This is a genomic window from Roseateles sp. P5_E4 (assembly GCF_054049255.1).
Genome location: NZ_JBFUMS010000005.1, coordinates 236,743 through 259,691, shown reverse-complemented (window position 1 = coordinate 259,691; position 22,949 = coordinate 236,743). Strand labels below are relative to the sequence as shown.

The window sequence follows — 22,949 nt, the reverse complement described above, 5'->3', positions numbered from 1 at the left end:
CCACGCGCTGCGCCGCGTCGGCCAGACGCCGCAGGACTCGATCAGGGCAGGCGCGCGACATGAGCCGCATGGTGCCCCAAATGAAACGACTTGCGGCCTCAGCGAGGGTGGCGGCGCTTCCCAACGAAGCCCGCCAGCACCAGCAGGCCGGCCGCCATCAGCGCAGGCGACGGCAGCTCGGGCACCGGGGCCGACCAGGCGCTCAGGTAATTGAAGCCCGACGATGACATGACCTGCAGGTCGGCCAGCGCGAGCGGGTTGCCGGCGGCATCGAGGGCCCCTTGGATACCGTTCCAGGCGAAGGTGTGACTGAAGTCGGCGTAGGAGTTTCCCTCGGCATATAGCGCGGCGAAGCCACAACCGCGGCAACTCACGCCACCCTGCGCCGAGGCGCCCACCGAGGCCTCCATGGTCAGCACCGTCGGCACGCCGTTGCCGACCGTCGCCACGAAGCTCCTGAGGCCAGTAGCCACCGCGCTGCGGTCGATCAGGCCGTTGCTGTTGTATTCGCTTTCGCTGCGGCCGTCGGAGAGGTTGCCCAGCGAGACATGCCAGCGCATGTCGGTGACCGTGCCGTAGCCCGACAGGCCCTGGGCGAACTGGCCCATGCTGGAGATGCTGCCGGTGACATTGATCCCGAAGGTCAAGGTCAGCGGTGCGCCGACCGCCAGCCCGGGCACGGAGAAGGTCAGGCCGTCGCTGAAGCTGGCACCGGCGTAAGCGGTGCCGCGGCCGAGGATGCGCGCAAACCAGGCGTCGCCGGGCGACAGGAACAGCCCGTTGCCGGTGCCGGTGGCCTGCAGTTGAATGCCCCCCGCCGCCACCTGCGCCCAGCTGCTGGCGCCCCCGCCGGCATCGGCCGTACCCACCTGGGCATGTCTGCCAACGCCGACGCTGGCAGTGGCCGTTCCGCTGGCCCGCGTGTCGCGCTGCTGGTCGCTCGACCCCAACACGACCGGGGCGAGTTCGTTGACCGAGGCCTGGCCCAGCGCTTGGGCGTTGACCTCGGCGGTGGCGGTGTAGGCGGCCAGGCAGGCCGGTGCGAGTCCGATGCTCAACGTGAGCGCGGCAACCCAGGGCACGACACGGTTCATGAGGGGCTCCAGCCAGGTGAGGAGAAAGCCAGTCTAGCCGCGGCAGCGTCAGCGGAGCGTTATGCGGCGCGGCCGGCGGCCACCCGTTCAGGTACCCAGCAGCTCGCCGATGGGCTGCAGCCCCTCCACCCGGTCGCACACCGCCTTGACGCTGGCCAGGATGGGCACGGCGAGCAGCAGGCCCCACACGCCCCACAGCCAGCCGAAGGCCAGCACGCCGATGAACACGACGACCGCGTTCATGCGGCTGCTGCGGCTGCTCAAATACGGCATCAGCAGATTGCCCGACAGCGTGTGCACGCCCAGCGCGATGCCCGACACCAGCAGCGCCATGTCCATGTTGCCGAACTGCACGAAGCTCATCAGGCCCGCGCTGGTGGTCAGCACGGCGGCGCCGAGGTAGGGCACGAAGTCCAGCACGAAGGCCACCACGCCCCAGACGGCCGCGTGCTCCAGGCCCACGAGCAGGAAGGCCAGCCAGATGGTCAGGCCCACCACGGCGCTGGTAAACACTTGCACCAGCAGGTAGCGCTGGATCTGCGCACCGATCTCGTCCAGGGTCTGGACCGTCAGGCGCCGTTTGGCGAATGTCGGGCCGGCCAGGTGCACCAGCTTGCGCCGGAAGGTGTCGCCCGATGCCAGCAGGAAGAAGGCGATGAACACCACCACCATCACCGCGCCCACCGAGGCCAGCAGGCCCAGCGTGCCGGTCCAGAGATAGTCATGCAGGTTGAAACGCGGCCGTTCGACGACGACGCGTGTGATGCCGCGCGAGCTTGCTGTTGCCGGCCCCGGCGCGCCGGCCTCGGCCGCCTGCTCCAGCTGGGTGGCCGCCTTCTGCATCTGGACCAGGGCACTGCTCGATCCGGGCCGGTGGGCCGCCACGGCCGCGCGCACTTTCTCGGTGGCTGCGGGCAGTGATTCGAGCAGCTTGCCGGCGTCGTCGGAGAGCGCATAGCCCGTCCAACCAACAGCGCCCACCAGGCTCAGCAGCAGCATGGCTGCGGCCACCGCGCGCGGCAGCCGCAGCCGCTGGAGCTGTTCGACCACCGGCGCCAGTGCATAACTCAGCATCAGGCCGAGCAGCAACGGCACGAAGACCGCAGCGGCCACATGCAGGGTGAACAGCACGGCCACCAGCGCCAGCAGCGCCAGCGAGAAGCTGCGCACGTCCACCGGCATGTGCAGGCGCAACGGTTCGCTGGTGGGCGGTGCAGGGTCGGTGCTGTTGGGAAGGGCGCTCATGACGGAGCAGCGTACGCGCTGTTACACCCACCCGTGCTCGCTCTTGCACGCTTCACGGCGCCGTCCGACACGGGGGCGTTGTGGCGGCCGACAAGGCGGTGCGGCGCCGGTGGCCGACCCTGTGACATGCGCCTTTTCACTCAACAGTTTGCGCGCCAGACCGCCCGCGTGCTGCACAACCCCTGGGGCTTCGCCTGGCAGACGCTCAAATCCTTCCGCGCCAACCAGGGCCTGCTGCTGGCCGGTGCGGTGGCCTATTACGCGCTGCTGTCCATCGTGCCGCTGATGATCCTCAGCGTCATCGCGCTGTCGCACTGGGTCGACCCCGCGCGGCTGCTGCAGACGGTGGGCCGCTACCTGGAATGGCTGGTGCCGGGGCAGTCGGCCGCCGTGGTGGCCGAGCTGGCGCGCTTCCTGGCCCACCGCGAGGTGATGGGCTGGGTGCTGCTGGTCAGCATGCTGTTCTTCAGCTCGCTGGCCTTCTCCGTGCTGGAGAGCGCAATGTCGGCCATCTTTCATCACCGGCGCAAGCTCAACCAGCGGCATTTCCTGATCTCGGCGCTGATCCCCTATGTCTATATCCTCTGCCTGAGCGTGGGCCTGCTGCTGGTGACGCTGGTGGCCGGCCGCTTCCAGGCCCTGGGCCAGCGCGAGGTGGAGCTCCTGGGCTTCAGCTGGTCGCTGGACGGGGTGTCCGGCGTCATGCTTTATCTGCTGGGGTTTGCCGGCGAGGTTTTCGTGCTGGCCTCGGTCTACATGGTCATGCCGGGCGGGCGGCCGTCGCTGCCGTTGGCGCTGATCGGTGCACTGGCCGCCGCCCTGCTGTGGGAGCTGTCGCGCCATGTGCTGGTCTGGTACTTCGGCACGCTGTCGCAGATCGGCACCGTCTACGGCTCCCTGACCACGGCCATCGCCGTGCTGTTGAGCCTGGAGGTCGCGGCCACGCTGCTGCTGTATGGAGCCCAGGTCATTGCGGAGTTCGAGCGGCTGGGCGAGACCTGATCATCCTTGCGATGGTGGTCAGGTTGATGACCGCAATAACCACCTCCAGCGCCGTGCCGCCGATGGAGCCTGCGATCAGGTTGTTGGCGATCCACAGCCCGGTGCCACACAGCATCAGCAGCCGCATCGGAATGCCCTGCAGCGTGAAGAGGGCAATCGTGCCCAGGCAGGACGCCGTCAGCGGCAGCCAGTCGCTGGGCCTGTGGGCCAGGCCCAAGCCAGAACCGAGGTTGACCGCCACGATGACGACGGCCACCCACACCGAACGCGTATGCAGCGACAACAGCGAACGCAGCATGGACAGAGATGAACTCACCACCGCCGTCGGGTTGCCCAGCAGCGCGAAGTGGGCGACATAGGCAATGCACTCGCCCGTCATGAACCACTTGAAGCGGCGGTCATCGGTCTGCAAGAAGCAGCCGACGCCGAGCACAAAGGCGACATAGCCGAAGAGTTGAGCGGGCGAGAACCAGTCGGCGATGGGCATGCGGGCGGGGACGCGGAGGTCGTCGACCCCCGAGAACTAGGGAGGCGCGGCGGTGGGCCGGAGATTGTCCCGCTGACGCCAGGAAAGCCCATCTTCGTGCATGGCAGGGCGCATTCCAGGCGGTTATGCCGCCCGCTTGAATTGGCAGGGCATTGCCGGACTAACCCGCTGGTCGCTGCACAGTGGTTTTGCAGACCATGCGACCCGCCCTCAGTTCACGCGACGCCGTCGCCCCGCCCATGACCAAGAAGACGCTGCTTGCCGGCCTGGCAATAACTGGTTTGCTGATCGGTGCAACGGCCCGCGCCGAATTGCAGCCGCGTGCCAACGGCGCCATGGTCTACGACACGCAGACCAACCTGACCTGGCTGGCCGATGCCACCACCGGCGGGCTGCGCACGCAGGCCGACGCGCTGCAATGGGCGGCTTCCTTGAGCTTTGGCGGCTTCGACGACTGGCGCCTGCCGGTGGTGGCGCCGGTCAATGGCAGCGCGCTGCAGCTGGACTATTCAGAGGACGGCTCCACCGACATCGGCATCAACAACAACGGTGCAAACAGCGAGCTGGGCCACCTCTTCTACGCCGGCCTGGGCAACACGGCCGCCGGGCCCACGCAGACCGGCTCGTTCAGCGGCCTCGTCGATCCGAACAGCCCGGTCGGGCCGGTGTTCTGGACGGGCACGGCCTCCGAACCCGGCTGGGCCTTGAGCTTCTTCATGGGCATGGGTCTGCAGGACCAGCTCGCCACCGACACCCTGGCCCAGGCCTGGGCGGTGCGCGTCGGCGACGTGGCCGCGGTGCCCGAGCCCGCCAGCGTGCTGCTGATGCTCGCCGGCCTGCTGGCCATCGCGGCACGCCGCCGTCAGGGCTGAGGAGGCCGCCATGAAAGCACTTGCTCTCTTCGCCCTGTGTCTTGGCCTGGCCACCACGGCCCATGCCGGCTACACGCCCACGCCCAACGACTGGGCCTGCACCAACAAGGTCGGTGGCACCTGGACCCATGGCCGCGCCCCTTCGGGCTGCGACGCCAACGCCTTCGGTCCCGACAGCTTCGTGCGCGGCAACTACACCGGCACCATCTTCAATGACGCGTCAGCCAACCTCGTCGACGAGCGCAAGCGCTACATGCAGGCCATGTACCCGGTCATCCGCGACGCGAGCGACCGCTACCTGCGCTCGCGCAAGCCGGCGGTGTCGGCGCGCGAGCTGGAAGCCTTCCAGCGCGGCACCTACGCAACGCTGCGCCAGGAGACCTTCTGGTCGCACTACCGCGACGCGCAGACCGCCGCCGGCCAGCCCTATGCGCTGAAGATGATGCGCGGCGACAGCGGTCACGGCCACGGAATGATGCAGGTCGACGACCGCTATCACTTCGTCCAGCTCCAGGAAGGCAAGGGCTGGAACATGATGCAGAACTTCAGCTACGCGATCGACATCTACTACGCGGCGTGGGAGGCCGCACCGGCTTCCTGCCTGGGTGGCGTGACGGTGCCGACAGGCACGACGGCCCAGGTCGACGAGTACTGGCGCGGCCGCGCGCGCTCGGCCTGGTCGGCCTACAACGGCGGCCCCACCAAGGTCTGCCGCTGGCAGAACGGGTCGGATGTCAACGTGGCCAAGGACAACGGCTACCGCGACAACTACGACGCGAAGCTCTGGCTGGTCGACATCGCCGACCTCAGCAAGGCCGCCGGCATCGACGTGGCCTGCCTGATGGACAACGGCCCCAGTTGCCCCGTGCCGGTGGGCGGCAACGTCGAGCCCGGCAAGCTGCTGCAGGTCGGCGCCGCCGCCTGCGTGCTGGCCGGCAACAACACGCTTGAGTGCGTGGACGACGTGCGCGACGCCGCCTGCCTGGCCGGCCGAGCCAGCTTCGACGAAGGCAGCATCACGCAGGTGTATGTCGCGCAGACGGCCAGCTACGCCCGCATCGACCATAACCGCCACCAGCTCTGCCGCGCCCAGGTGCCCGGCCTGCAGTCGCTGGCCAGCGCGATCGCCACGTTGCAGCCGCTGGACCTGCGCTCGGCGCCGGGCGGCATGGTGCTGGGTCAGGCGGCGGCGGGCACCTACCAGGTGCTGGATTTCATGGTCAGCGGCGCGCAGCAGCAGAAGCGCCTGTATCGCATCCGTGCCGACATCAATGGCGCGCTGACCGATGGCTGGGTCGACGCAGGAGATGCCGGCACGCATGCCACGCTGGCGGTAGGTGCCGCGCCAGCCGGCCCCGGCGCCATCGCCTATGCGGGCGACTGGGTCAAGGTCGTGCCCAACCTCAACATGCGCGCCACACCGGGCGGCGCCCTGCTCGTCGCCATCCCGGCCAACACCGCCGTGCAGGTCAAGGAGGTGTTCGGCACCGCCTCGGCCAACAACCTCTACTACCGCGTCGAGTACACGCACAACGACGGCGTGCTGCGCGAGGGCTGGATCTTTGCCGGCAACCTCTACCCGGCGTCCACGCTGGCCAGTTGGGCGCTGCCGACCGCCACGCCGTCGGCACAGAAGCACGCCCATTGCCCCAATGGCACGCGCTACGACAACCATCTGCGCCAGTGCATGAGCACCAGCTCCACCTACGGCCCCTTCACGGCCGCAGCGGTGCAGGCCTGCGTGGATGGCGCAGGCGGCGCGGTCTGCACGGCCAACCGTGCGACGGTCGTCGACGGCGTGGCGCTGGCGATGCCGATCTGGAGCAAGGCTCTGGCCGCCGCAGCCGCCGGCAATGGCGACTGCCCGCGGGGCGCGGCGCGCTCCATGGCGCACCGCTTCCATTGCACCGAGACCGTGACCCGCAACGGCGCCGCCGAGACCGACGTCTACGGCCCCTTCGGCACGGCCCTCGTCAACGCCTGCCTGGTGCGTTCCGGCAACGCCGCCTATTGCCGGACCAACCGCTGGCCGGCCGCGGCCTTCCTCGCGCTGCAGCCCTGAGTGGCGATGAAGGCACTGCTTGCGCTGGCCGCCGCCGCGGCCGTGGTGGCCGGGCTGTGGTGGACGCAGCGGGGCGACGCCGTGCCGGTCGCCGCCACCGCCCGGCCCGCTTCGCCTGGGGCGCTGGCGCAAGCCCCTTCCGCCAGCGCCTCGTCGCCAGCCGGGCCGCTGCCGGCTGCCACAGCCGCTGTCGAGCCCGCCGCGGTTGCATCGCTCGGCAGCGCGCCGCCGGCGCAGGCGCTGCGCACGCTGGTCCGCTGCCACGCCGCCGACAGCTGCCGCCTGACCCGCGGCGAAGGCCTGGACGAGCATTTCGAGGTAGTGCGCCTGCTGCTCGAGCAGCTGGACCGCCTCACCGCCCATGGCAGCCCCGCCGACCAGGCCGCGTGGGCGCGCGAGCTGCTGGCCTTCCCCGACGGCCATGTGCAGGCCGCGGCGCTGGCGCTCGCCGCTCGGCTGCCACCGTCGGCCGAGACCGCGGCGGCTGCCGTTGCGGCACTGGGCCGAACCTATGACGCCGTGCTGCTTGCCAAGGCCTATCCGGTTCTGCAGCAGTGGCAGCAGCTCGGCCTGTCCAGCGGCTACGACGACATGTTCGTCGGCCTCGTCCACACCGGCGGCTGGCAGGCCGCGCAGTCGGTGGCCGAGAACGTCGGGCCCTTCCTGAACGCCGGCAACGTGGGGCGCTTCGAGCAAGTGGCGCGGCAGCTGCAGCCCGGCGCGCGCCAGCAGGCGCTGCTGCGCTCGCTGCGCGACTACCAGCTGCAGCATGCGGGTGGCTGAGCGAACCCGCCGTCGTTGACGCGCTGGCCGCTGCGCTGAGCGACACACCCGAAGTCGCCACTGCCGCCGCCCAGTCCCTCACGGAGCTGAAGGACCCGCGCTCCGGCGAACGTCTGCTAGCCCATGCCGCCTCGCCCCGCCTCCACGCTCGGCAAGCTGCGCGCCACGGCCGCCGCCACCGCGCTGCGCGAGGCCATGGCCGACGACTACTGGCAGGTCCGCCTGCGCGCCGCCCGTGCACTCGGCCGCATCGGCGACGTGCGAGCCGTACCCGAGCTGAGCGAGGCCCTCATCCACCCCGCCGGCAACTTGCGCAAGGAAGCGGCCATCGCGCTGGGCGACATCGGCGACGCGGCGGTAGTGCCCGCCCTGCAAGCCGCCGCCGCCGACCCGGACCCCGAGGTCCGCAAGGCCGTGCGCCTGTCGCTGCAGCGCCTGGGTGCGCCGGCCGGGGTGGATCGATGAGTGATCTCCCGCAAGCCGTCGAGCTGACACCCGCCGCGCTGCAGCTGCGCTGGCCCGACGGCGCGGCCGAGCTGCCAGCCGCCCGGCTGCGCGCCGTCTGCCGCTGCGGCGGCTACCGTGCTCGCGCCGAGCGCGGCGAGCCCGCACCCGCACTGGCCGAGCTGGTCGATGCCGTGCCGGTGGGCCGCTACGCCCTGAACCTCATCTTCAGCGACGGCCACGACCGCGGCATCTACCCCTGGACCTGGCTGAGGGAGCTGGGGCCTGTCAACGCCGCGACGTAGGAACCCGTCCGCCGCGGAAGGCGGCCCCGTCCGACAGTCCCTGCGCGCCGCAATTCCATACTCGGCCCATGCGCTTTGAAGACTATTACCGGGTCATGGGTGTCGCCGCCGATGCCGATGCGGCTGCCATCAAGCAGGCCTACCGGCGTCAGGCGCGGCTGCTTCACCCCGACGTGAACCAGTCCGCCGATGCGCATGCGTCCATGGCCCGCATCAACGAGGCCTACGACGTGCTGGCCGACCCGCAGCGCCGCGTCGCCTATGACGGCGTGCGCCGGCGGCACCAGGCGCTGCAGCAGGCGACCACTGGCGCCGGCAAACCCGCCGAGCCCGAGCTCCCCAGCGACTGGCAGCAGGGCTTCACCTATGAAGGCGGGGCGACCGCCGGGCGAGGTGGCCAGGGCTTCAGCGACTTCTTCACCAGCATGTTCGGCCGCGATGCCAAGCCCGAGCCGCCGGACGCCAAGCCCGAACGCGGGACCGATGAGCACGTCAAGCTGGTCATCGACGCCTCAGACGCCATCGACGGCGCCGTGCGCTCGGTCAACGTGCGTGGCCTGGCGCCGGACGAGCAGGGCCACCGTGCCGTCGTCGTGCGCAACGTGCAGGTCCGCATCCCCAAGGGCATACGCGCGGGCCAGCACATCCGCCTGCCGGCACAGGGCTCGGCGGGCCGTGGCGGCGGCGCGAGCGGCGACCTGTACCTGGAGATCCAGTTCAAGGACGTCGCCCGTGAGAAGAGCCGTGACGTACATGAACAGCTGCCGCTGACGCCCTGGGAGGCCGCGCTGGGCGGCGACGTGAGCGCCGCCACGCCTGCCGGCACGGTCAGCGTGACCGTGCCACCGGACACACCGCATGGCAAGCGCCTGCGCTTGAAGGGCCGCGGTCTGGCAGGTGAGCCGGCAGGCGACATGGTGCTGGAGGTCGAGGTCGTGCTGCCGCCCTCCACGCTGCCGGGCGCGCGTGCCGCCTACGAGGTCATGGCCGCTGCCGTCGGTCGTGACTTCCACCCCCGCGCAGAAGGCGAGCCATGAACGACGGTGATGTGCTGGTCGGCGTGGTCATCGACGAGCAGACGCTGACGCTCGAAGAGCTGGCCTGCGCCTGCGGCGTCAGCGTCGACTGGCTGAGCCAGCGGCTGGATGCCGGCCTGCTGGGCTGCCACAGTGGCGACGGCGAAAGCCGGCGCTTCGCCAGCCCGCATCTGCACCGCGCCGGCCGGCTGCTGGCCATCGAACAGGACTTCGACGCCAACCAGGAACTTGCGGCGCTGGTGGTGGACCTGATCGAGGAGATCCACCGGCTCAGGGCGGGCGGATAGAACGATCAAGCCTCCTGCGACGGGAACAGTTCCGTCCGGCCGTCGGCGTGCCGCGCAAAGCGGCCGGCCTCGTCGCCATGCACGGGCGCCGGGTCGCTCCAGGGCCAGCCGCCGAACTGGGTGCGGCGGTAGTCCTCGAAGGCCTGGTGCAGCTCCTGCTGCGTGTTCATGACGAAGGGGCCGTATTGGGCGACGGGCTCGCCGATGGGGCGGCCCTGCAGCATCAGCAACTCGGCTGCTGTTTCTCCGCCATTGACGAGCGTGACCGCGGCGCCGGCTCGCAGCTCGATCGCGTGCCGCGTGGCCACGGCATGGCCATCGACGGTGATCCGTGCGCCGGCAAAGAAGTAGAGCTTGCGGCGCGTGTCCGCGCCCGTCGCTGGCGGCAGCACCCACTGCGCACCCGGCGCCAGGCGCAGGGTCCAGATGGCCACGTCTGCCTGCTCGCGCGAGGCCCAGGAATCAGGCGGCGGCGCCAGCGGCTGGGTCACCCCGGCGGGCGTTGGCAGGGCACCGGCGATGCAGACGACGTCGGTCGCGTGCCCGGCATCGTCGACGAAGCGGTGCCGCGGGATCTCCTGCGACCAGAACATCGTGAAGTGCGGCGCCACCATCTTGCTGGCGGCCGGCAGGTTGAGCCAGATCTGGAACAGCTCCAGCGGGTTGGGCTTGTCCGTGTGCAGCAGCGGGAACATCTCCGCGTGCACGATGCCCTGGCCAGCGGTGAGCCACTGCACGTCGCCGCCCCCGAATCGCGCGCCGGCGCCCAGCGAGTCGGCGTGATCGATGCGGCCCTGGCGCACGATCGTCACCGTCTCGAAGCCGCGGTGCGGGTGGGCCGGGAAGCCGGGCACCTGCTCGCCGTGATACATGCTCCAGCCGCCCTGCCCTGAGAAGTCCGAGCCGATCTGGCGGCCCTTCAGCAGCGCCGCATCCGGCCCGTAGCGGCCGTTGCCGGGTGGGTAGGCGTCGTCGTGGTGGACGCAGAACAGGAAGGGGTCGAGCGTCTCCCAGGGCATGCCCAGCGGCGAGATGGAGACGATGGCGGGTGGCGAGGCGGCGGTGGTCATGGCGGCATCCTGAAGGGCGCCAGCCTAGCGCGTGTCGGGTGAGCTTGAAGAAGCGCGGGCTTCTCTACACTGGCGGCCGGCCACGCTGGCAGCCACCAGGCTTTCGACGCGGCCATCCGCTGGGGGTGTTGGCACGACCGCAAGGTGCGCGCCGACTGAGAGAGTCCCTTTGAACCTGATTGAGGTAATCCTCGCGCAGGGAAGCATGTTCAGGGGCCTGCCGGCTTTCACTTTCTTGCGCCGGCATTGCGGTCCCGAACGCTTGCCGACCTGCCATCTGCATGAGTTGCACATGGCACATCCATCGTTCTCACATTTGCGTCGTTTCCGGCTTTCGTTCCTGTCGCTGTCGCTCCTGGCCAGCGGCGCGGCGTGGGCGCAGCAGCCACCAGCCGGCACATGATTGCCGAGATCCAGGTCATCCCGCGGCCGACCGGCACGGCAGACGACCGCTACAAGCATGTCGACGCCGCCATCGCCGTCATTCAGGCCTCCGGCCTGCACTACGAGGTACACGCCATGGGCACGGTCGTCGAAGGCCCGCCCGAGAAGATCTGGCCACTGCTGCAAGCCGTCCACGAGGCCACCCTTGAAGCCGGCGCCGAGCGCACGCTGAGCATCATCAAGGTCTCCGGCGCAGCCCAGGCCGGCGGGCCTCGCGTCGACGACCTGGTGCGCAAGTTCCGGAAGTAAGGCGACCCAAAGCGGAGATAGGCGAGCCCCTGGCAGATCGCCAGAAAGCGGGCGCTCAACGTCTGAATTCAGCGGACCAGCCAGCGCAGCTGGCGCAGGTCGGCTGCAATGAATGGTTAAGCGTCATGCCACGGCTCGCCTTGAATGGACGCGCGTTCCATGAGGACTGCTCGGCCGGCCGCATGAACCGATTCGAATTCCAAGTTTGTAGCTGTGAGCTTATGCGCCGGTGCAGCTGGACCAACCTCGAACATTTCCCCCTCCTTGTACTCTTCTCCGTACTCGACGAAGTCGTAGTCCTCGCACTCACGGACGGTGACTGCCGCCCGTTCATTGCTTCCGCCCGGCATGCAGAAGGAGAACGAGACGCGCTTGCGCTGAATCAGCTCATTGGCGAGGCTGCTCAAAGTGGCGCTCATCGAATCTCCATCGTCCTGACGCTCAACGTGAAGATGACCGGCGACCGAGAAAGGGTGCGCGCGCAGAGCGCGGACGATCTTGGGCGTCCGTGTCGATCGACAAGTTAGGTGGCAACGACCCTCGCGCGCTCTCAATCACGAGTGACCTCCTCCACTGATTCGGCCCAGAATTCAAAATACTGCGATTCGTCATTGAAGAATCCCACCCGGACCTTCTGCTTCTCGCGTTGAGCGAAACGACCGTCGTAGACCACAACGTCACTCGGATTCTCAGTGACCAATGCAACGGCAGCCGCGAGCGGATACGGATTTGTGAAACGCAACCTGAGTTCGCCGTCATCGACAACCAGTGAAGCCTTCAAATGTTCTGGGGCCTCTCCTTTGAGGAATTGGACGCGGAAGTCTGCGAGCTCACAGGGGTCTCGAAACCTGAACAACACCGGGTCATTTGCCATCGGCGCGCCTTGCCACCTAACGAGGCTGGGCAATAACCCGATTTCTGCGATGCCCGCAGCGGCTGATCACCGTGGATGCTGAGGAATTCTTCGTCGTTTGATGCATCGAGGCGCCGGCCCGATTGGATTGGACCTTTTGAATGCCCTGCGTGGCGCTTCTGGCGCCTTGCTCGCGTTGCGCACCTTTCCCATTCCTCATGATCGTTCGCCTCTGTTGGCGATTTTCTCGATGTTGTGCACCAGGCAGAACAGCCGCCACTGCGTGCCGACCTTGTCCTTGCCGCGCAGCGTGAAGCGGCTCAACCGCTTGTTGTGGCGCAGGTTGGCGAACACCGGCTCGACGGTGGCGATGCGCTGGCTGTATAGCCGGCGACCTCGGGGACTGTCGATGGCCTGGCGCATGCGGTGCAGCGGGTCTTGAGGATCGTCAGGCATTCGGGTGTGCAGCGCCACCGTTCTGCGCGCGGCGTCTGGCTTGCGGATGCATTGAGCGCGCTGCGCGCAGCTCATGCAATCGCTGGCGCTGGCCTTGAAGTCCTGCCGCAGGTACAGCCCCACCTTGTACAGCGCGCCACTGCTTCGCAACGTGCAGCCCGCCGGGCATGTGCAGGTGTTGTCGCCGTGGAAGACGAAGTCGCCTGTGCCGAAGAAGCCCTTGACCTTCGGATTGGGGCTTTCGCCTCGCGCTCGCTTGTCAGCGAGCACTTCGCCCTTCGCCTTGTGCTTGGCCTGCTCGGCGAAGCGCTCGTCGCGCTGGCGCATCGCGTTGTCGGCCACGAGGGCCGGGATGGCGGCCTCGCACAAGGCCTGGACGTTGTCGTTGGAGTGGTAGCCGGCGTCTGCGGTGATCAAGGTGTCGGGCGCGCGCACCGCAGCCGTCGCTTCGATCATGGGCAGCAGCATGTGCTGTTCTGAGCCTGATCCCGTCACCTCAGCGGCCACGATGATCTGGTTCTCGCTGTCCACCGCCGCCTGCGCGGCGTAGCCCTGCATCACGCCTTTGCCTGTGGCCATCTTGGCGCTGTCGGGGTCGGTCACGTTGCTCTTGAGCTCCTGGCCACGGTCGTTGCGCCGTGGCTCGTTGCGGGCCACGAAGTCGCGCGTCGCCTGGGCTTCACGGCGCAGTTCATCGATGCGAGCCTGGCGCTTGGCGTCAAGCGCTTGCGCGCCTTCGCCGCCAGCGTCCTGCGCCTGATGGAGTTCCAGGATCTTGTCGGCCGCCTTGTCCAGCCTCAGCGCCCGATGCTTGAGCTCCTCATGCGTGCCGCTGCGCTCCTTGCTGGCATTGCTGGGCAGCTTGACCCCGTCGATGGCGAACATCTGCCGCCCGATCAAGCCCATGCGGTCGCAGGTGAGCAGCACCTGCGTGAACAGCGGCTGGATCTGCTCCTTCAACTCGCGCACGACCTTGGCGATGTGGGTGTAGCTGGGCTGGCTGTCGCCGCTGATGGCGATGAACTGCACATGGCGCAGGCAGGCATGCTCGATGCTGCGGCTGGAGACCAGGCCTCGGCTGTACGCCAGCAGCACGATCTTGAGCATCACGCGCGGGTCGTAGGCGCTGGCGCCGACTTCATCGTTGCTGAACTTGGCATCCAGCGCGCTCAGGTCCAACTCATGATCGACCAGATGATCCAGCGCGAACTCGAAGGTGCCGGGTTGAATCTGCTCGGCCAGCACAACAGGCAGAAAGCGGGGACTGCGATCTACGAGCTTGTAGCGTGGCATTGGCTTCATCCGGCTGCAGCGTGATGACTGCGATCGTGCCGACACGCCTGCGTCGGTGACAGTCGGATTTACCGCATGTCGTTGGGTTATTGCACAGCGTCAACGTCTGCGCTCAGCGGGCGGCGAAGCCGTCCGCTGTAGAAATTGGTTAGGCCACGCACCGGCGGCAAGATGAGTGGTGGCTGGCCTCATTGCGCTTCCGTGATGCTGATCGTTCGCGCCAGAACGGCAACGGTCATTTCTTGACCTTGAACGACATAGTGTTGAATCGGCGACGCGACCGGAAGGAGCTTGGTTCCGAAGCGTTGGACGTACTCGGCTAGCGATTGTTCTCTCCAGGGACTTTGCTCGACGGTGCGAATCGGGTTCTCAGGACTGGCAAGGCGATCACTGGGATCGTCTACTCGAATGCCAGCGACGCCAGCAAACTCGACCTTGAGGCGCACCTTCGTGCGGGCAAGCCCAACCACCCCATGAATTGCCACAACGAACCCACCGGCTTCTGAACCGGAGAACTCGACGTTGGTGCCGGCGGCACAGAAGGCGACCTGGCTGGGTTCGAAGGATCGCTGCATAGGTTCGTGGGATTGCTGCTTTCTCGGCCTAACGTCAACGCTCAGCGGGCGGCGAAGCCGTCCGCTGCAGCACAGGGTTAGGCGTCGGCTGCGGCCGAGTAGCTTGCGAGCGAAACCGCTCGACGAAGTGCTTGGCTTCGGCCAACGTTCGCGGGTACTGAGCGCGCTTGGACGCGTTCGGGGAGGTCATTTCCTGTACCGAATAGAAGAGGAAGCCGTTCTCAACGAGATAGCGCACCTTCTCCCATTGCTGAAGATCTGATGCCTTTGGAGCAGCAAACTTTCGGCTTAGTCGGGTCATTGGGCTCCGACATTGCGGACACAGACGAGCGGCACTCTGCATCGGAAGCTTGAATGACTTGCGGCAACTGAAGCAGACGTGCGGAAAGCGGAAGCCCTGGATTTGCTTTGCCTTTGGAAATGCCGAATGGTGCTTGAACTTTGACATGCGACTTCGATGCCTAACTACTAGTTTATCCAGCACGTTGTGCTGCATAACTCCGCTGGCTGCTGCTTAACCAAGTCGGTGACAGCCACGGTAAGTCCTTGTGCAGTAAAGAGAAGTTTTCCGGCACGTCCGGAAATCAGCTCCATTAAATTGATGTGAAAAGCGGCATCCATCGACACGACTCTGCCAGCCGCTCAATCCTGGCGCAACGGTGGAAATTCCCGGACAGCGACCCGCCAACCAAGCCCTGCCGAGCGACCATGGTGGCTGCCGCATAGCAGCCACACACCGGTGACCGCCCCTGGCCGCAAGCCGACCTTTCCCACTTACTCGCTCCCCTTCACTCCCTTCTCCTCGCTCGCCTCGGCCTTCGCCACCTTCGCCGGCCACGCCCCACCCACGCTGAACGCGGCCCAGGCCCAGCCCACCCAACGCAGCAGCGACACGGCCAGCCACAGCGCCCAGGCCAGCATGGCCGCGCGGTAGAGCCAGACCGGCGCACTCAGTACCCACGCGCCGGCCGTGTGCTCGGTGAAACGGTCGCTCGTCCAGTTCAGCAGCGTGCTGCTCGACCCCGGCCCGGCGACGAGTAGCTCCGGGTAGCCCAGCAGGCCGGTGCGCAGCACCTCCAGCAGCGCGCCCACGGCCGCCAGCGTCAACAGCACGAGCAGGACCTGTACGGCGATGCGCATGCCGCGCCGGCCGAGCTGGCCCCAGCGGCGGCGGGCCTCCAGCGCGCCGAACCAGCCGGCCAGTACGGCCAGCGCGCTCAGCGACACCGGCGCCACGCCCAGCGCCAGCACTACCCAGGCCGGCCGGCCCATCAGCCCCGGCAGGCCGCGCGGCGCCAGCCAGGCCAGCACGAGGACGACGCCGAGGGCGCCCCAGATCAGCACGGCCGGCCCGATCAGCGGGCCGCCCACGGCGAGCACGATGCGGTCCTCGGGTACGTGCAATGTCAGCGCGTCATTGACGCCGGGCAGGCCCAGGGCGAGGCCCTCGTGGCGCCACAGCACCCCCATGCCGGCGGGCTCGCGCCAGTGGATGTCGACAATCTGCGGGCCCGGCGTCAGCGGCAGGCTGAGCACGCTGTCGCGTGGCTGCAGGGCCAGCTTCTGGCCGTTGATCTGCACGTCCAGCAGTTCGGCGCCGGCCGGCAGCTTCAGCGCGTGCGTGCCGCCGAGGCTGGTGCGCAGGCGCATCGACAGCTCCACATCGCTGCTGCGCTCGCCGGGCTTGATGGTGGTGCGCACATCGTCCAGCGTCAGCGTCTGGCCGCCCACGCCGGCGGGCTTGGCGATAGCCAGCTTCAGCGTCTCGCCGGGCCAGGGCCGCCACTCGGGCAGCCAGTCGCCGCCCTGCTGCAGCGCCGTCGCCGGCAGGCCGCTGGCGTCCACGTGCCACTGGGCCGATGCGGCCAGCGTCCAGCGCTCGACCTGGTGAGGCTCCTTGCCTGCCACCAGCGTCAGCGCGTCGCCCGGTGGCAGGCTGCTGGCCACCTCGACGGTGTCCTCGCCGCCGAGCTGCAGGCTGGCCACGCCGCCGTCCACCGTCACGCGTGCGTCACTGACCGCCTCGCCCGGCAGCAGCGCCCAGCGCACGCGCAGCGGTGCCCGGCTCGCGGCCAGGCGCTCGATGCGCGTGTGCACCTGCCAGCGCAGGCCCAGCGCCAGGCGACGGTCCACGCGTACCAGCGGCGGCAGCGCGTCGCGCTGGGTGCCGGCGTCCTCGGCACGCCGGCTGCCGGCCACGGCCTCGCGGCTCAGCGTGATCGCGCCCGTGCTCTGGCCATTCGGGTCCAGGCCCGCCAGCGTCCAGCCCTTGAGTTCGGTCTGCAGCGTGCGCGGCGGCAGCGGCAGCGCGATGTCCAGGCCGCTGGCGCTGCCGACGTCGGCGGCGAGCAGGACCTGGTGCACGCCGGCCGGCACGGCGATCAGCAGGCGGCCCTCGTCGTCGCGTCGCGTTGCGGCGGGCTGGCCGTCCAGCAGCACGCTGCCCGGCTGCCAGCCCGTGCCCTGGCCGGGCAGCGGCACGGCCACCAGCGCCAGCGCGTGGATCTCGGCGCGCAGCTGCACAGCCGAGCCCGACGCACTGATGAGCAACCGCGCCAGCTCGGCGCAGCGCGGCAGGCAGTCGGGCGGCGCGGCGAGCTTGCCGCGCAGCGCCTGCAGCTGCTCGTCGCTGGGCCACGGTGCCGAGGTAGAAGCCTGGGCTTCGCTCGGTTGGGGCGCTAGCGCCAGCGCCAGCAACAGGGCTGCGGCCGCCACACCGCCGGCCCGCTGCAAGGACGGCAGGCGCGGCAGCTTCCAGCCCGCCACGCCGGCCAGCGCCAGCGCGAGCAGCGCCACGCCGGCGAGCTTGAGCAGCGCCGTCGCCCAGGGCGGCAGCAGCCACAGATTCAGCGTCTCCTCGGGCGTGACAGGGCCGCTCCAGCTGAGCCGATGGGCGCGCCAGCTCCAGGTCGGCAGGCCAGGGCCGGTCTGCACGCGCGCGCCGGGGTCGACGCGGCTGAGGTCGCTGCTGGCGTACGCGTCCTTGCGGACCTTGCCGCCCGAGACGACGACGGACTCCAGCCGCTGTTCGGCAGCGGGCATTCTTCGATCAGGCGGCGCAGGGGCGGCCACCTGGAATTCGGGCGGCGGCACCACCTTCTCCTCGATGATCTGCACCTCGCTTGGTGCTGCCACCTCCTTGGCCATGCCCCAGGCCATGCCGTTGTGCTCCAGGCTCGGATAGATTGCCTGGCGCAGCTCGGCCACCGCGAACACCAGCAACACCAGCGCCAGCATGGCGGCCACCGCCAATCGGCCACGCGCGAACGCGGCCCGCGCCCGCCCCGCCGGCAGCACGCGCGCCAGCGCCGTCAGCGCCAGCAGGCCGAACCACAGCGCCGCCGGCGGGCTGCCGGGCGTGTGCCAGGTCAGCGCAAGCGCCGCGCCCAGCAGCAGGCCCGTGCGCCAGCCCAGCAGCCGGTAGGCGGCCAGCGCCGCCAGCAGCACGAAGAAGAAATCCCACAGCGTCCACATCGACACCCAGGCACCGTCGGCGCGGCTGGGGCCTTGCGCGTGCAGCAGGCGCCAGCCGGGCGGCAGCTGCAGCGTGGCGCTCAGGCTGTCCACGCTCGCGCTCCAGCCGCTGGCGGGCAGGGCGCCGTTGCGCGGCCAGCGGCTGTCGGCTTCGATGCGGGCGTTGCGCTGGCGCACCTCGAAGCCGGCGGGGCCGTCGGCGGCCAGGCGGGTGATGGGCTGGTCCTGCCCGCCCAGCGCCGCGCGGCCGAGCTGGCCGGGCGCGGGCATGGCCAGGCGCGAACTGGCCGACAGCTGGCCCTCGAACCTGTCGCTGGCCGTCAGGCCGCGGCCGTCGAAGTCCAGCCACAGCCGGCGCGCCAGCGTCAGCGTGTCGGGCGCGGGCTTGGTGTTGCCGCGCTGCAGCTCGGTCAGCTTCAGCGTCTCGCCGGGCTTCAAGCGAAAGGCCGGCAGCGCGCGCCAGGCCTCGGGCATCTCGACCTGGCGCGGGTCCACGCTGGCCGGGCCTTCGGGGCGGATCAGCCGCAGCGCGGGTTGGGCCTTGACGACCCAGACCTCTTCGTCCGCTGCCGTGCCGGGCAGCGTCAGCGCCTGCACCGGCGCGCTCAGCCGCGCGCGCAACTCGACATGCCAGTTGCCGGGCCGCGCCTGCACGACGAGGCGGCCGTCCTCCGCCAGGCGAGCCGGCAACGGGCTGTCCAACTGCATGGCGCGCAGTCCCGGCAGCAGGGCCAGCGGCAGCTCCACGGCGCGGGCACGGCCGGCCACGCGCAGCTCGAAGACGGTCGTCACCGTCAGCGGCAGGTCGTCGTCGACGAGACGCGTGGTCTGCACGCTGACGCTGTCGCTGGCCTCGGCCGGGCTGGCGACGGCGCGCAGCCACAGCCGCCCTTCGCCGTCCGGCGCGCGGGCCTGCGTGGCGCCATCGCTGGTCACGACGATGGCCGCCAGGCCGGCCGGCACGGCGAGGTTCTGCGGCATCTCCGTCCAGGCGATGCGGCCTTCGACGACATGCACGCCCGGCGCCAGCCAGACGGCGGGGTGCTCGTCGGCCTCGACGACGGCCAGCGCCGTGCCGCCGGCCTTCACGTCTTGCGGCCACGCGCCGGCCTCACCGGGCAGGGCCACGCGCGCCGGAGCGCCGAAGACCCGCACCTCCAGCCTGAAGGTCGCGTCACGCGGCCCGGCACCGAGCTGCAGCCGGCCCGGCCATACGCAGACGGCCGGCTCGGCGACATCCATGGGTGTCGGGCAGCCCAGTGGCGGCTGGCCTTGCTGGGCCCAGGGCAGCCAGTCGCGCGCGGTGGCGGGCAGCTCGGCGGTGGTGAGCGGGGCGGCCTGGGCCGAGATGGCGGCGAGCGCCAGCAGCGCGGCGCGGATCGAACGTGCGAACGGAGCATTCGGCGGCATGAGCCCTCCCTGGGTTCAGGGCCGCATGCTCGCAGAAGTACCGGTGTGTTCGACCTAGGGTGTGCGAGGCCTTGGCCGCAGCATCATGGCCTGGTTGCGGGCGCGGCTCAGGGCTTCACCCGCACGATGCGGCCGTGTGCTTCCAGCACCAGATAGAGCAGCCCGTCCGGCCCCTCGCGCACGTCGCGCATGCGGCCGGCGTCGGGGAAGAGGCGTTCCTGCTCGGCGGGCCGGTTGTCGGCATCGAGCTTCACGCGTTCCAGGTGGCCGAACTTCAGCGAGCCGATGAAGAAGCTGTTCTGCCAGGCCGGGCCGTACTTGGCGCTCTTGAGCCGCACGAGGCCGGCGGGCGCGATGGACGGCACCCACTTCACGATGGGCTGCTCCATGCCGGCCTTGGCGGCGATGCCGTCGCCGATCTTGCCGCCGCCGTAGTTCTCGCCGTAGGTGATGACGGGCCAGCCGTAGTTGAGCTTGGGCGTGATGAGGTTGAGCTCGTCGCCTCCTTGCGGGCCATGCTCGTGTTCCCACAGCCGGCCTTGCGCGTCCAGCGTCAGGCCCTGCGAGTTGCGGTGGCCATAGCTCCAGATCTCCGGCAGGGCGCCGGGCGTGTTCACGAAGGGGTTGTCGGCCGGCACGCTGCCGTCCTTGCCCAGGCGCACGATCTTGCCGAGGTGGTTGTCCAGCGTTTGCGCGCTCTGCATGCCGCTGAAGCGCTCGCCCAGGCTCAGGAAGAGCTTGCCGTCCGGCGCCTCGGCGATGCGGCAGCCGAAGTGATGTTTGCTCTCGACCTTGGGCTTCTGGCTGAAGATGACCTTGACGTCGGTGAGGCGCTTGGCGTCTTCGCTGAGGCGCGCGCGCGCCAGGGCCGTGCTGTTGGTCTTCCTGTCGGCGCCGGGTTCGGCGTAGCAGAAGTAGATCGTGCGGTTGCGGGCGAAGTCGCTGTCCAGCTGCACGTCCAGCAGGCCGCCCTGGCCGACGGCGTCCACAGCCGGCACGCCCGCGATGGGGGCGCTGGGCTTGCCGCCGGGTTGGGCCGTTCGCATCGCACCGTCACGCTCGGTGATCAGGAGCTGGCCGCCGGGCAGGAAGGCGACCGCCCAGGGGGTCTTGAGGCCTTCGACGACGGTTTCGAGTTCTGGGGCGGCCTGGGCGAGGGTGCAGCTCAGGGCCGCAACAAGGGGGACAAGGCGCTTGCTCATCGGCTCTGTGGGGCTGGAAGGAAAAGCACATCATCGCAGCGCCCCGCTCGCCTCGCAGCCCATGAATGGCATGCCCCGCCGGCACGCTGCTTGCCAGTCCTCCACCGTGAAGATGCAGCGCTATGCCAACCGCGAGGGTGACTCGGGCGTGGTGGCCTTTGCCACTGGCCCGGCGGGCATTGCCGTGCAGTTCACCAACGGCTCGATCTATGTCTACGACGTGGAGCACCCGGGGCGCGAGGTCGTGTCGGACATGAAGCGGCTGGCCCTTGCCGGCCGCGGGCTGTCGACCTACATCAGCCAGCACGTGCGCGACAACTACGCCAAGAAGCTGCGGTGAGCCGGGTTCAGCGGCGCATCACGACCAGCAGCCCATCGACGGCTTCGTCGCTTTCCTTGCGGATGGCGCAACGTGTCGATGATTCGACGGTGAAGCCATGGGCGGCAGCCAGGCGCTGCAGATAGGGCAGCGAATGGGCGTAGCGCCGCTTGGTGCCGAGGGCGAAGTCACCGCTTTCGCAAGCCTCGACCGAAAAGGCGAACAACCCGCCCGCGCGCAGCGCGGCCGCGGTGGCGGCGAACACAGCTTCCAGGTCGCCGATGTAGACGAACACGTCGGCGGCAATGGCGATGTCGAAGCGCTGCGGCGGCCCCTGCAGCGCCGCGACGATGTCGCCCTGCACCAGTTCGTCATACAGGCCCAGCTCGCGCGCCTTTGCCAGCATCAGGCCGGACAGGTCCACGCCGGTCAGCCTTCGGCTCACCGGGCGCAGCAGCGGCCCGCACAGGCCGGTGCCGCAGCCGAGGTCGATGACCTCGCCACCGCTGGGTGGATCGGCGCGCTGCAGTTCCGCGACCAGCAACTCGGGTGTGCGGTAGCCGAGGGTCTTGACGAGGTGGTCGTCGAAGTTGTGGGCATACATGTCGAACAAGGCCTCGACATAGCCGGCGGGCGCCGTGGGCGGCGCGGGTTCGATGCCGAGAGCGGCCAGGGCATAGCGGATCTGGTCGACGTCCTTGCCCAGGGGCAGGGCCTGCTGGAAGGCTTCGATGGCTTGCGAGCGGCGGTGCAGGGTCAACAGGCATTCGGCGCGGCCGATCAGCGCCTCAGGGTAGCTGGGCTGCAGGGCCAGGGCGGCGTCGAAGCTGGCCAGCGCGTCGACGGGCCGCTCCAGCGCGCGCAGGCTGGTGCCGCGGTTGCGCAGCGCCTTGGCGTCTTCAGGACGCACCGCCAGTGCGCGCTCGAAGGCCTGCACGGCCTCCTGGTGGCGGCCCAGGCTGCCCAGGGTGTTGCCCAGGTTGTTCAGCGCCGGCGCGCTGCCGGGGCGCTGGGCCAGGGCGCGGTGCAGCAGGTCCAGCGCCTCGTCGAAGCGGTCGGTCTGGCCGCAAATGACGCCCAGCAAGTGCAGCGCGTCGAAATGCCTCGGTGCCGTGCGCAGCACGCGGCGGTACAGCAGCTCGGCCTCGGTGAGCCGCCCTTGCTGGTGCAGGGCCAGGCCCTTGTCGAAGTCGCTGGGCATCCGTCGTCCTTCAGTCATCCCACAAGCTGCTGACGAGGGTGAGGCCCACAGCGAACAGATCCACCGCCAGACCTGCGCCGGTGAGCCTGGCGTCGGCCGGCCAGACGTCGAGGCGCCCCGTGCGCGAGCGCTCGCGCGTCATCGCGACCAGGGCGTCTGCCACAGCGGTTGCGGGCGCAGCATGAGCGGATGGCGCCTTGGCGTAGTTCTGCAACGCCTTCTCCACGGCCTCCGGGTCCAGCAGCGACAGCGCCGAGCGGCAGTGCGAACAACTGTCTTCCTTGCGCAGGTCCACCGGCGCGCCGCAGTTGCTGCAATTGATGACGCCAACCTTTTTGGCGATGTCGGCGATCTCGGGCTTGGTGAGCTGGCGCACGAAGCCCTTCTCGATCATGAAGGACGAGAAGCTGCTGAAGCGGCCGTGGCGGTTCTCGCAGCGGTGGGTGATGAAGCGGCCGCTGCGCACGACGTCGAAGCCTTGTGCGAGGCCGCCACGGCATTGGGGGCAGCGCAGCCGGCCGGCGAGCGGCGCATGCGGCGCGTCGCGGTGCCGATGCATCTCCTTGAACATCGTGGCCACCGCGGCGGGCGCCAGCTTGAGGTTCTCCATGCTGTCGAACCAGATGCCCTGGCAGCCGAAGCAGAAGTCGATCTCCACCCGGCTGTCGTACTGGCCGGGCAGCTCATGCACCTGCATGGCGTCGTTGCAGGAGGGGCAGGGGCGGGATGAGGGCGTAGGCATCGTTGAAGTGAGTGGGATTGCCGCTGGCGCATTTTGGTGCCTG

General features: G+C 69.3%; 23 protein-coding genes. 11 read left to right on the top strand and 12 right to left on the bottom strand.

Annotated features, from left to right (window positions below; translation table 11 throughout):
* Nucleotides 1-98: 98 nt before the first annotated feature.
* Together ACXJLH_RS12295 and ACXJLH_RS12290 are read right to left on the bottom strand one after the other, a co-directional pair.
* Nucleotides 99-1,094 carry a hypothetical protein gene (locus tag ACXJLH_RS12295; protein WP_457444361.1) on the bottom strand — a complete coding sequence of 332 codons (996 nt, stop codon included), beginning with the start codon at nucleotides 1,092-1,094 and terminating at the stop codon, nucleotides 99-101.
* An 87-nt stretch (nucleotides 1,095-1,181) separates the two neighbouring features.
* Nucleotides 1,182-2,339 (bottom strand): AI-2E family transporter, encoded by a 1,158-nt coding sequence (locus tag ACXJLH_RS12290; RefSeq protein ID WP_457444359.1) that lies wholly within the window; start codon nucleotides 2,337-2,339, stop codon nucleotides 1,182-1,184.
* Between the two features lie 126 nt (nucleotides 2,340-2,465).
* On the opposite strand from ACXJLH_RS12290, the gene ACXJLH_RS12285 reads away from it, so the two are divergent.
* Complete coding sequence (locus ACXJLH_RS12285) at nucleotides 2,466-3,341, top strand: YihY/virulence factor BrkB family protein (RefSeq protein ID WP_056200922.1); 876 nt, start codon at nucleotides 2,466-2,468, stop codon at nucleotides 3,339-3,341.
* Here ACXJLH_RS12285 and ACXJLH_RS12280 read toward each other — a convergent pair.
* Nucleotides 3,307-3,828 (bottom strand): YgjV family protein, encoded by a 522-nt coding sequence (locus tag ACXJLH_RS12280; protein ID WP_457444357.1) that lies wholly within the window; start codon nucleotides 3,826-3,828, stop codon nucleotides 3,307-3,309. The two genes, ACXJLH_RS12285 and ACXJLH_RS12280, sit on opposite strands and share 35 nt — an antisense overlap.
* A gap of 239 nt (nucleotides 3,829-4,067) precedes the next feature.
* On the opposite strand from ACXJLH_RS12280, the gene ACXJLH_RS12275 reads away from it, so the two are divergent.
* From ACXJLH_RS12275 to ACXJLH_RS12245, 7 genes are all read left to right on the top strand, one after another.
* Nucleotides 4,068-4,700: a PEP-CTERM sorting domain-containing protein gene (locus ACXJLH_RS12275; protein WP_457444355.1), complete on the top strand. Its 633-nt coding sequence runs from the start codon at nucleotides 4,068-4,070 to the stop codon at nucleotides 4,698-4,700.
* A gap of 10 nt (nucleotides 4,701-4,710) precedes the next feature.
* Nucleotides 4,711-6,762 (top strand): hypothetical protein, encoded by a 2,052-nt coding sequence (locus ACXJLH_RS12270; protein WP_457444353.1) that lies wholly within the window; start codon nucleotides 4,711-4,713, stop codon nucleotides 6,760-6,762.
* A 6-nt stretch (nucleotides 6,763-6,768) separates the two neighbouring features.
* Complete coding sequence (locus ACXJLH_RS12265; protein WP_457392096.1) at nucleotides 6,769-7,545, top strand: hypothetical protein; 777 nt, start codon at nucleotides 6,769-6,771, stop codon at nucleotides 7,543-7,545.
* 123 nt (nucleotides 7,546-7,668) lie between these two features.
* A complete protein-coding gene (locus ACXJLH_RS12260) occupies nucleotides 7,669-8,010 on the top strand; it encodes a HEAT repeat domain-containing protein (protein WP_457444351.1) in 342 nt (113 codons plus the stop codon).
* Entirely contained in the window at nucleotides 8,007-8,294 is a 288-nt protein-coding gene (locus ACXJLH_RS12255) for a DUF971 domain-containing protein (RefSeq protein ID WP_457444350.1), read from the top strand. The genes ACXJLH_RS12260 and ACXJLH_RS12255 overlap by 4 nt, the downstream gene beginning before the upstream one ends.
* A gap of 68 nt (nucleotides 8,295-8,362) precedes the next feature.
* The gene (locus ACXJLH_RS12250) at nucleotides 8,363-9,331 is read left to right on the top strand and encodes a DnaJ C-terminal domain-containing protein (RefSeq protein WP_457444348.1); all 969 of its coding nucleotides are present in this window, start codon (nucleotides 8,363-8,365) and stop codon (nucleotides 9,329-9,331) included.
* The gene (locus ACXJLH_RS12245; protein ID WP_457321279.1) at nucleotides 9,328-9,618 is read left to right on the top strand and encodes a MerR family transcriptional regulator; all 291 of its coding nucleotides are present in this window, start codon (nucleotides 9,328-9,330) and stop codon (nucleotides 9,616-9,618) included. Before ACXJLH_RS12250 ends, ACXJLH_RS12245 begins: the two co-directional genes overlap by 4 nt.
* A 5-nt stretch (nucleotides 9,619-9,623) precedes the next feature.
* Here the strand turns inward: ACXJLH_RS12245 and ACXJLH_RS12240 are convergent, their stop codons facing one another.
* Nucleotides 9,624-10,688: a pirin family protein gene (locus ACXJLH_RS12240; RefSeq protein ID WP_457444346.1), complete on the bottom strand. Its 1,065-nt coding sequence runs from the start codon at nucleotides 10,686-10,688 to the stop codon at nucleotides 9,624-9,626.
* A gap of 169 nt (nucleotides 10,689-10,857) precedes the next feature.
* Here ACXJLH_RS12240 and ACXJLH_RS12235 point away from each other — a divergent pair, with 169 nt between their 5' ends.
* Nucleotides 10,858-11,091 carry a hypothetical protein gene (locus ACXJLH_RS12235; RefSeq protein ID WP_457444344.1) on the top strand — a complete coding sequence of 78 codons (234 nt, stop codon included), beginning with the start codon at nucleotides 10,858-10,860 and terminating at the stop codon, nucleotides 11,089-11,091.
* The gene (locus ACXJLH_RS12230) at nucleotides 11,088-11,381 is read left to right on the top strand and encodes a thiamine-binding protein (protein WP_457444342.1); all 294 of its coding nucleotides are present in this window, start codon (nucleotides 11,088-11,090) and stop codon (nucleotides 11,379-11,381) included. Before ACXJLH_RS12235 ends, ACXJLH_RS12230 begins: the two co-directional genes overlap by 4 nt.
* A gap of 116 nt (nucleotides 11,382-11,497) precedes the next feature.
* Here ACXJLH_RS12230 and ACXJLH_RS12225 read toward each other — a convergent pair whose 3' ends face one another.
* From ACXJLH_RS12225 to ACXJLH_RS12200, 6 genes are all read right to left on the bottom strand, one after another.
* Nucleotides 11,498-11,800: a hypothetical protein gene (locus ACXJLH_RS12225; RefSeq protein WP_457444340.1), complete on the bottom strand. Its 303-nt coding sequence runs from the start codon at nucleotides 11,798-11,800 to the stop codon at nucleotides 11,498-11,500.
* A gap of 131 nt (nucleotides 11,801-11,931) precedes the next feature.
* Complete coding sequence (locus ACXJLH_RS12220; RefSeq protein ID WP_457444338.1) at nucleotides 11,932-12,162, bottom strand: hypothetical protein; 231 nt, start codon at nucleotides 12,160-12,162, stop codon at nucleotides 11,932-11,934.
* A 288-nt stretch (nucleotides 12,163-12,450) separates the two neighbouring features.
* Nucleotides 12,451-13,983 (bottom strand): IS1182 family transposase, encoded by a 1,533-nt coding sequence (locus ACXJLH_RS12215; RefSeq protein WP_457444337.1) that lies wholly within the window; start codon nucleotides 13,981-13,983, stop codon nucleotides 12,451-12,453.
* A 188-nt stretch (nucleotides 13,984-14,171) separates the two neighbouring features.
* Nucleotides 14,172-14,558, bottom strand: a complete 387-nt coding sequence (locus tag ACXJLH_RS12210; protein ID WP_457444335.1) for a hypothetical protein — start codon at nucleotides 14,556-14,558, stop codon at nucleotides 14,172-14,174.
* A gap of 774 nt (nucleotides 14,559-15,332) precedes the next feature.
* Nucleotides 15,333-19,442 carry a hypothetical protein gene (locus ACXJLH_RS12205; RefSeq protein ID WP_457444333.1) on the bottom strand — a complete coding sequence of 1,370 codons (4,110 nt, stop codon included), beginning with the start codon at nucleotides 19,440-19,442 and terminating at the stop codon, nucleotides 15,333-15,335.
* Nucleotides 19,443-19,549: 107 nt separating this feature from the next.
* The gene (locus ACXJLH_RS12200) at nucleotides 19,550-20,644 is read right to left on the bottom strand and encodes a PQQ-dependent sugar dehydrogenase (protein ID WP_457444332.1); all 1,095 of its coding nucleotides are present in this window, start codon (nucleotides 20,642-20,644) and stop codon (nucleotides 19,550-19,552) included.
* A gap of 112 nt (nucleotides 20,645-20,756) precedes the next feature.
* On the opposite strand from ACXJLH_RS12200, the gene ACXJLH_RS12195 reads away from it, so the two are divergent.
* Nucleotides 20,757-20,984 carry a hypothetical protein gene (locus tag ACXJLH_RS12195; protein WP_056201345.1) on the top strand — a complete coding sequence of 76 codons (228 nt, stop codon included), beginning with the start codon at nucleotides 20,757-20,759 and terminating at the stop codon, nucleotides 20,982-20,984.
* A 7-nt stretch (nucleotides 20,985-20,991) separates the two neighbouring features.
* On the opposite strand, the gene ACXJLH_RS12190 is transcribed toward ACXJLH_RS12195, so the two are convergent.
* Together ACXJLH_RS12190 and ACXJLH_RS12185 are read right to left on the bottom strand one after the other, a co-directional pair.
* Nucleotides 20,992-22,182, bottom strand: coding sequence for a tetratricopeptide repeat protein (locus tag ACXJLH_RS12190; protein ID WP_457444330.1), 1,191 nt, complete (start codon nucleotides 22,180-22,182; stop codon nucleotides 20,992-20,994).
* Nucleotides 22,175-22,906, bottom strand: coding sequence for a zf-TFIIB domain-containing protein (locus tag ACXJLH_RS12185; protein ID WP_457444328.1), 732 nt, complete (start codon nucleotides 22,904-22,906; stop codon nucleotides 22,175-22,177). The genes ACXJLH_RS12190 and ACXJLH_RS12185 overlap by 8 nt, the downstream gene beginning before the upstream one ends.
* Between the last annotated feature and the right edge of the window lie 43 nt (nucleotides 22,907-22,949).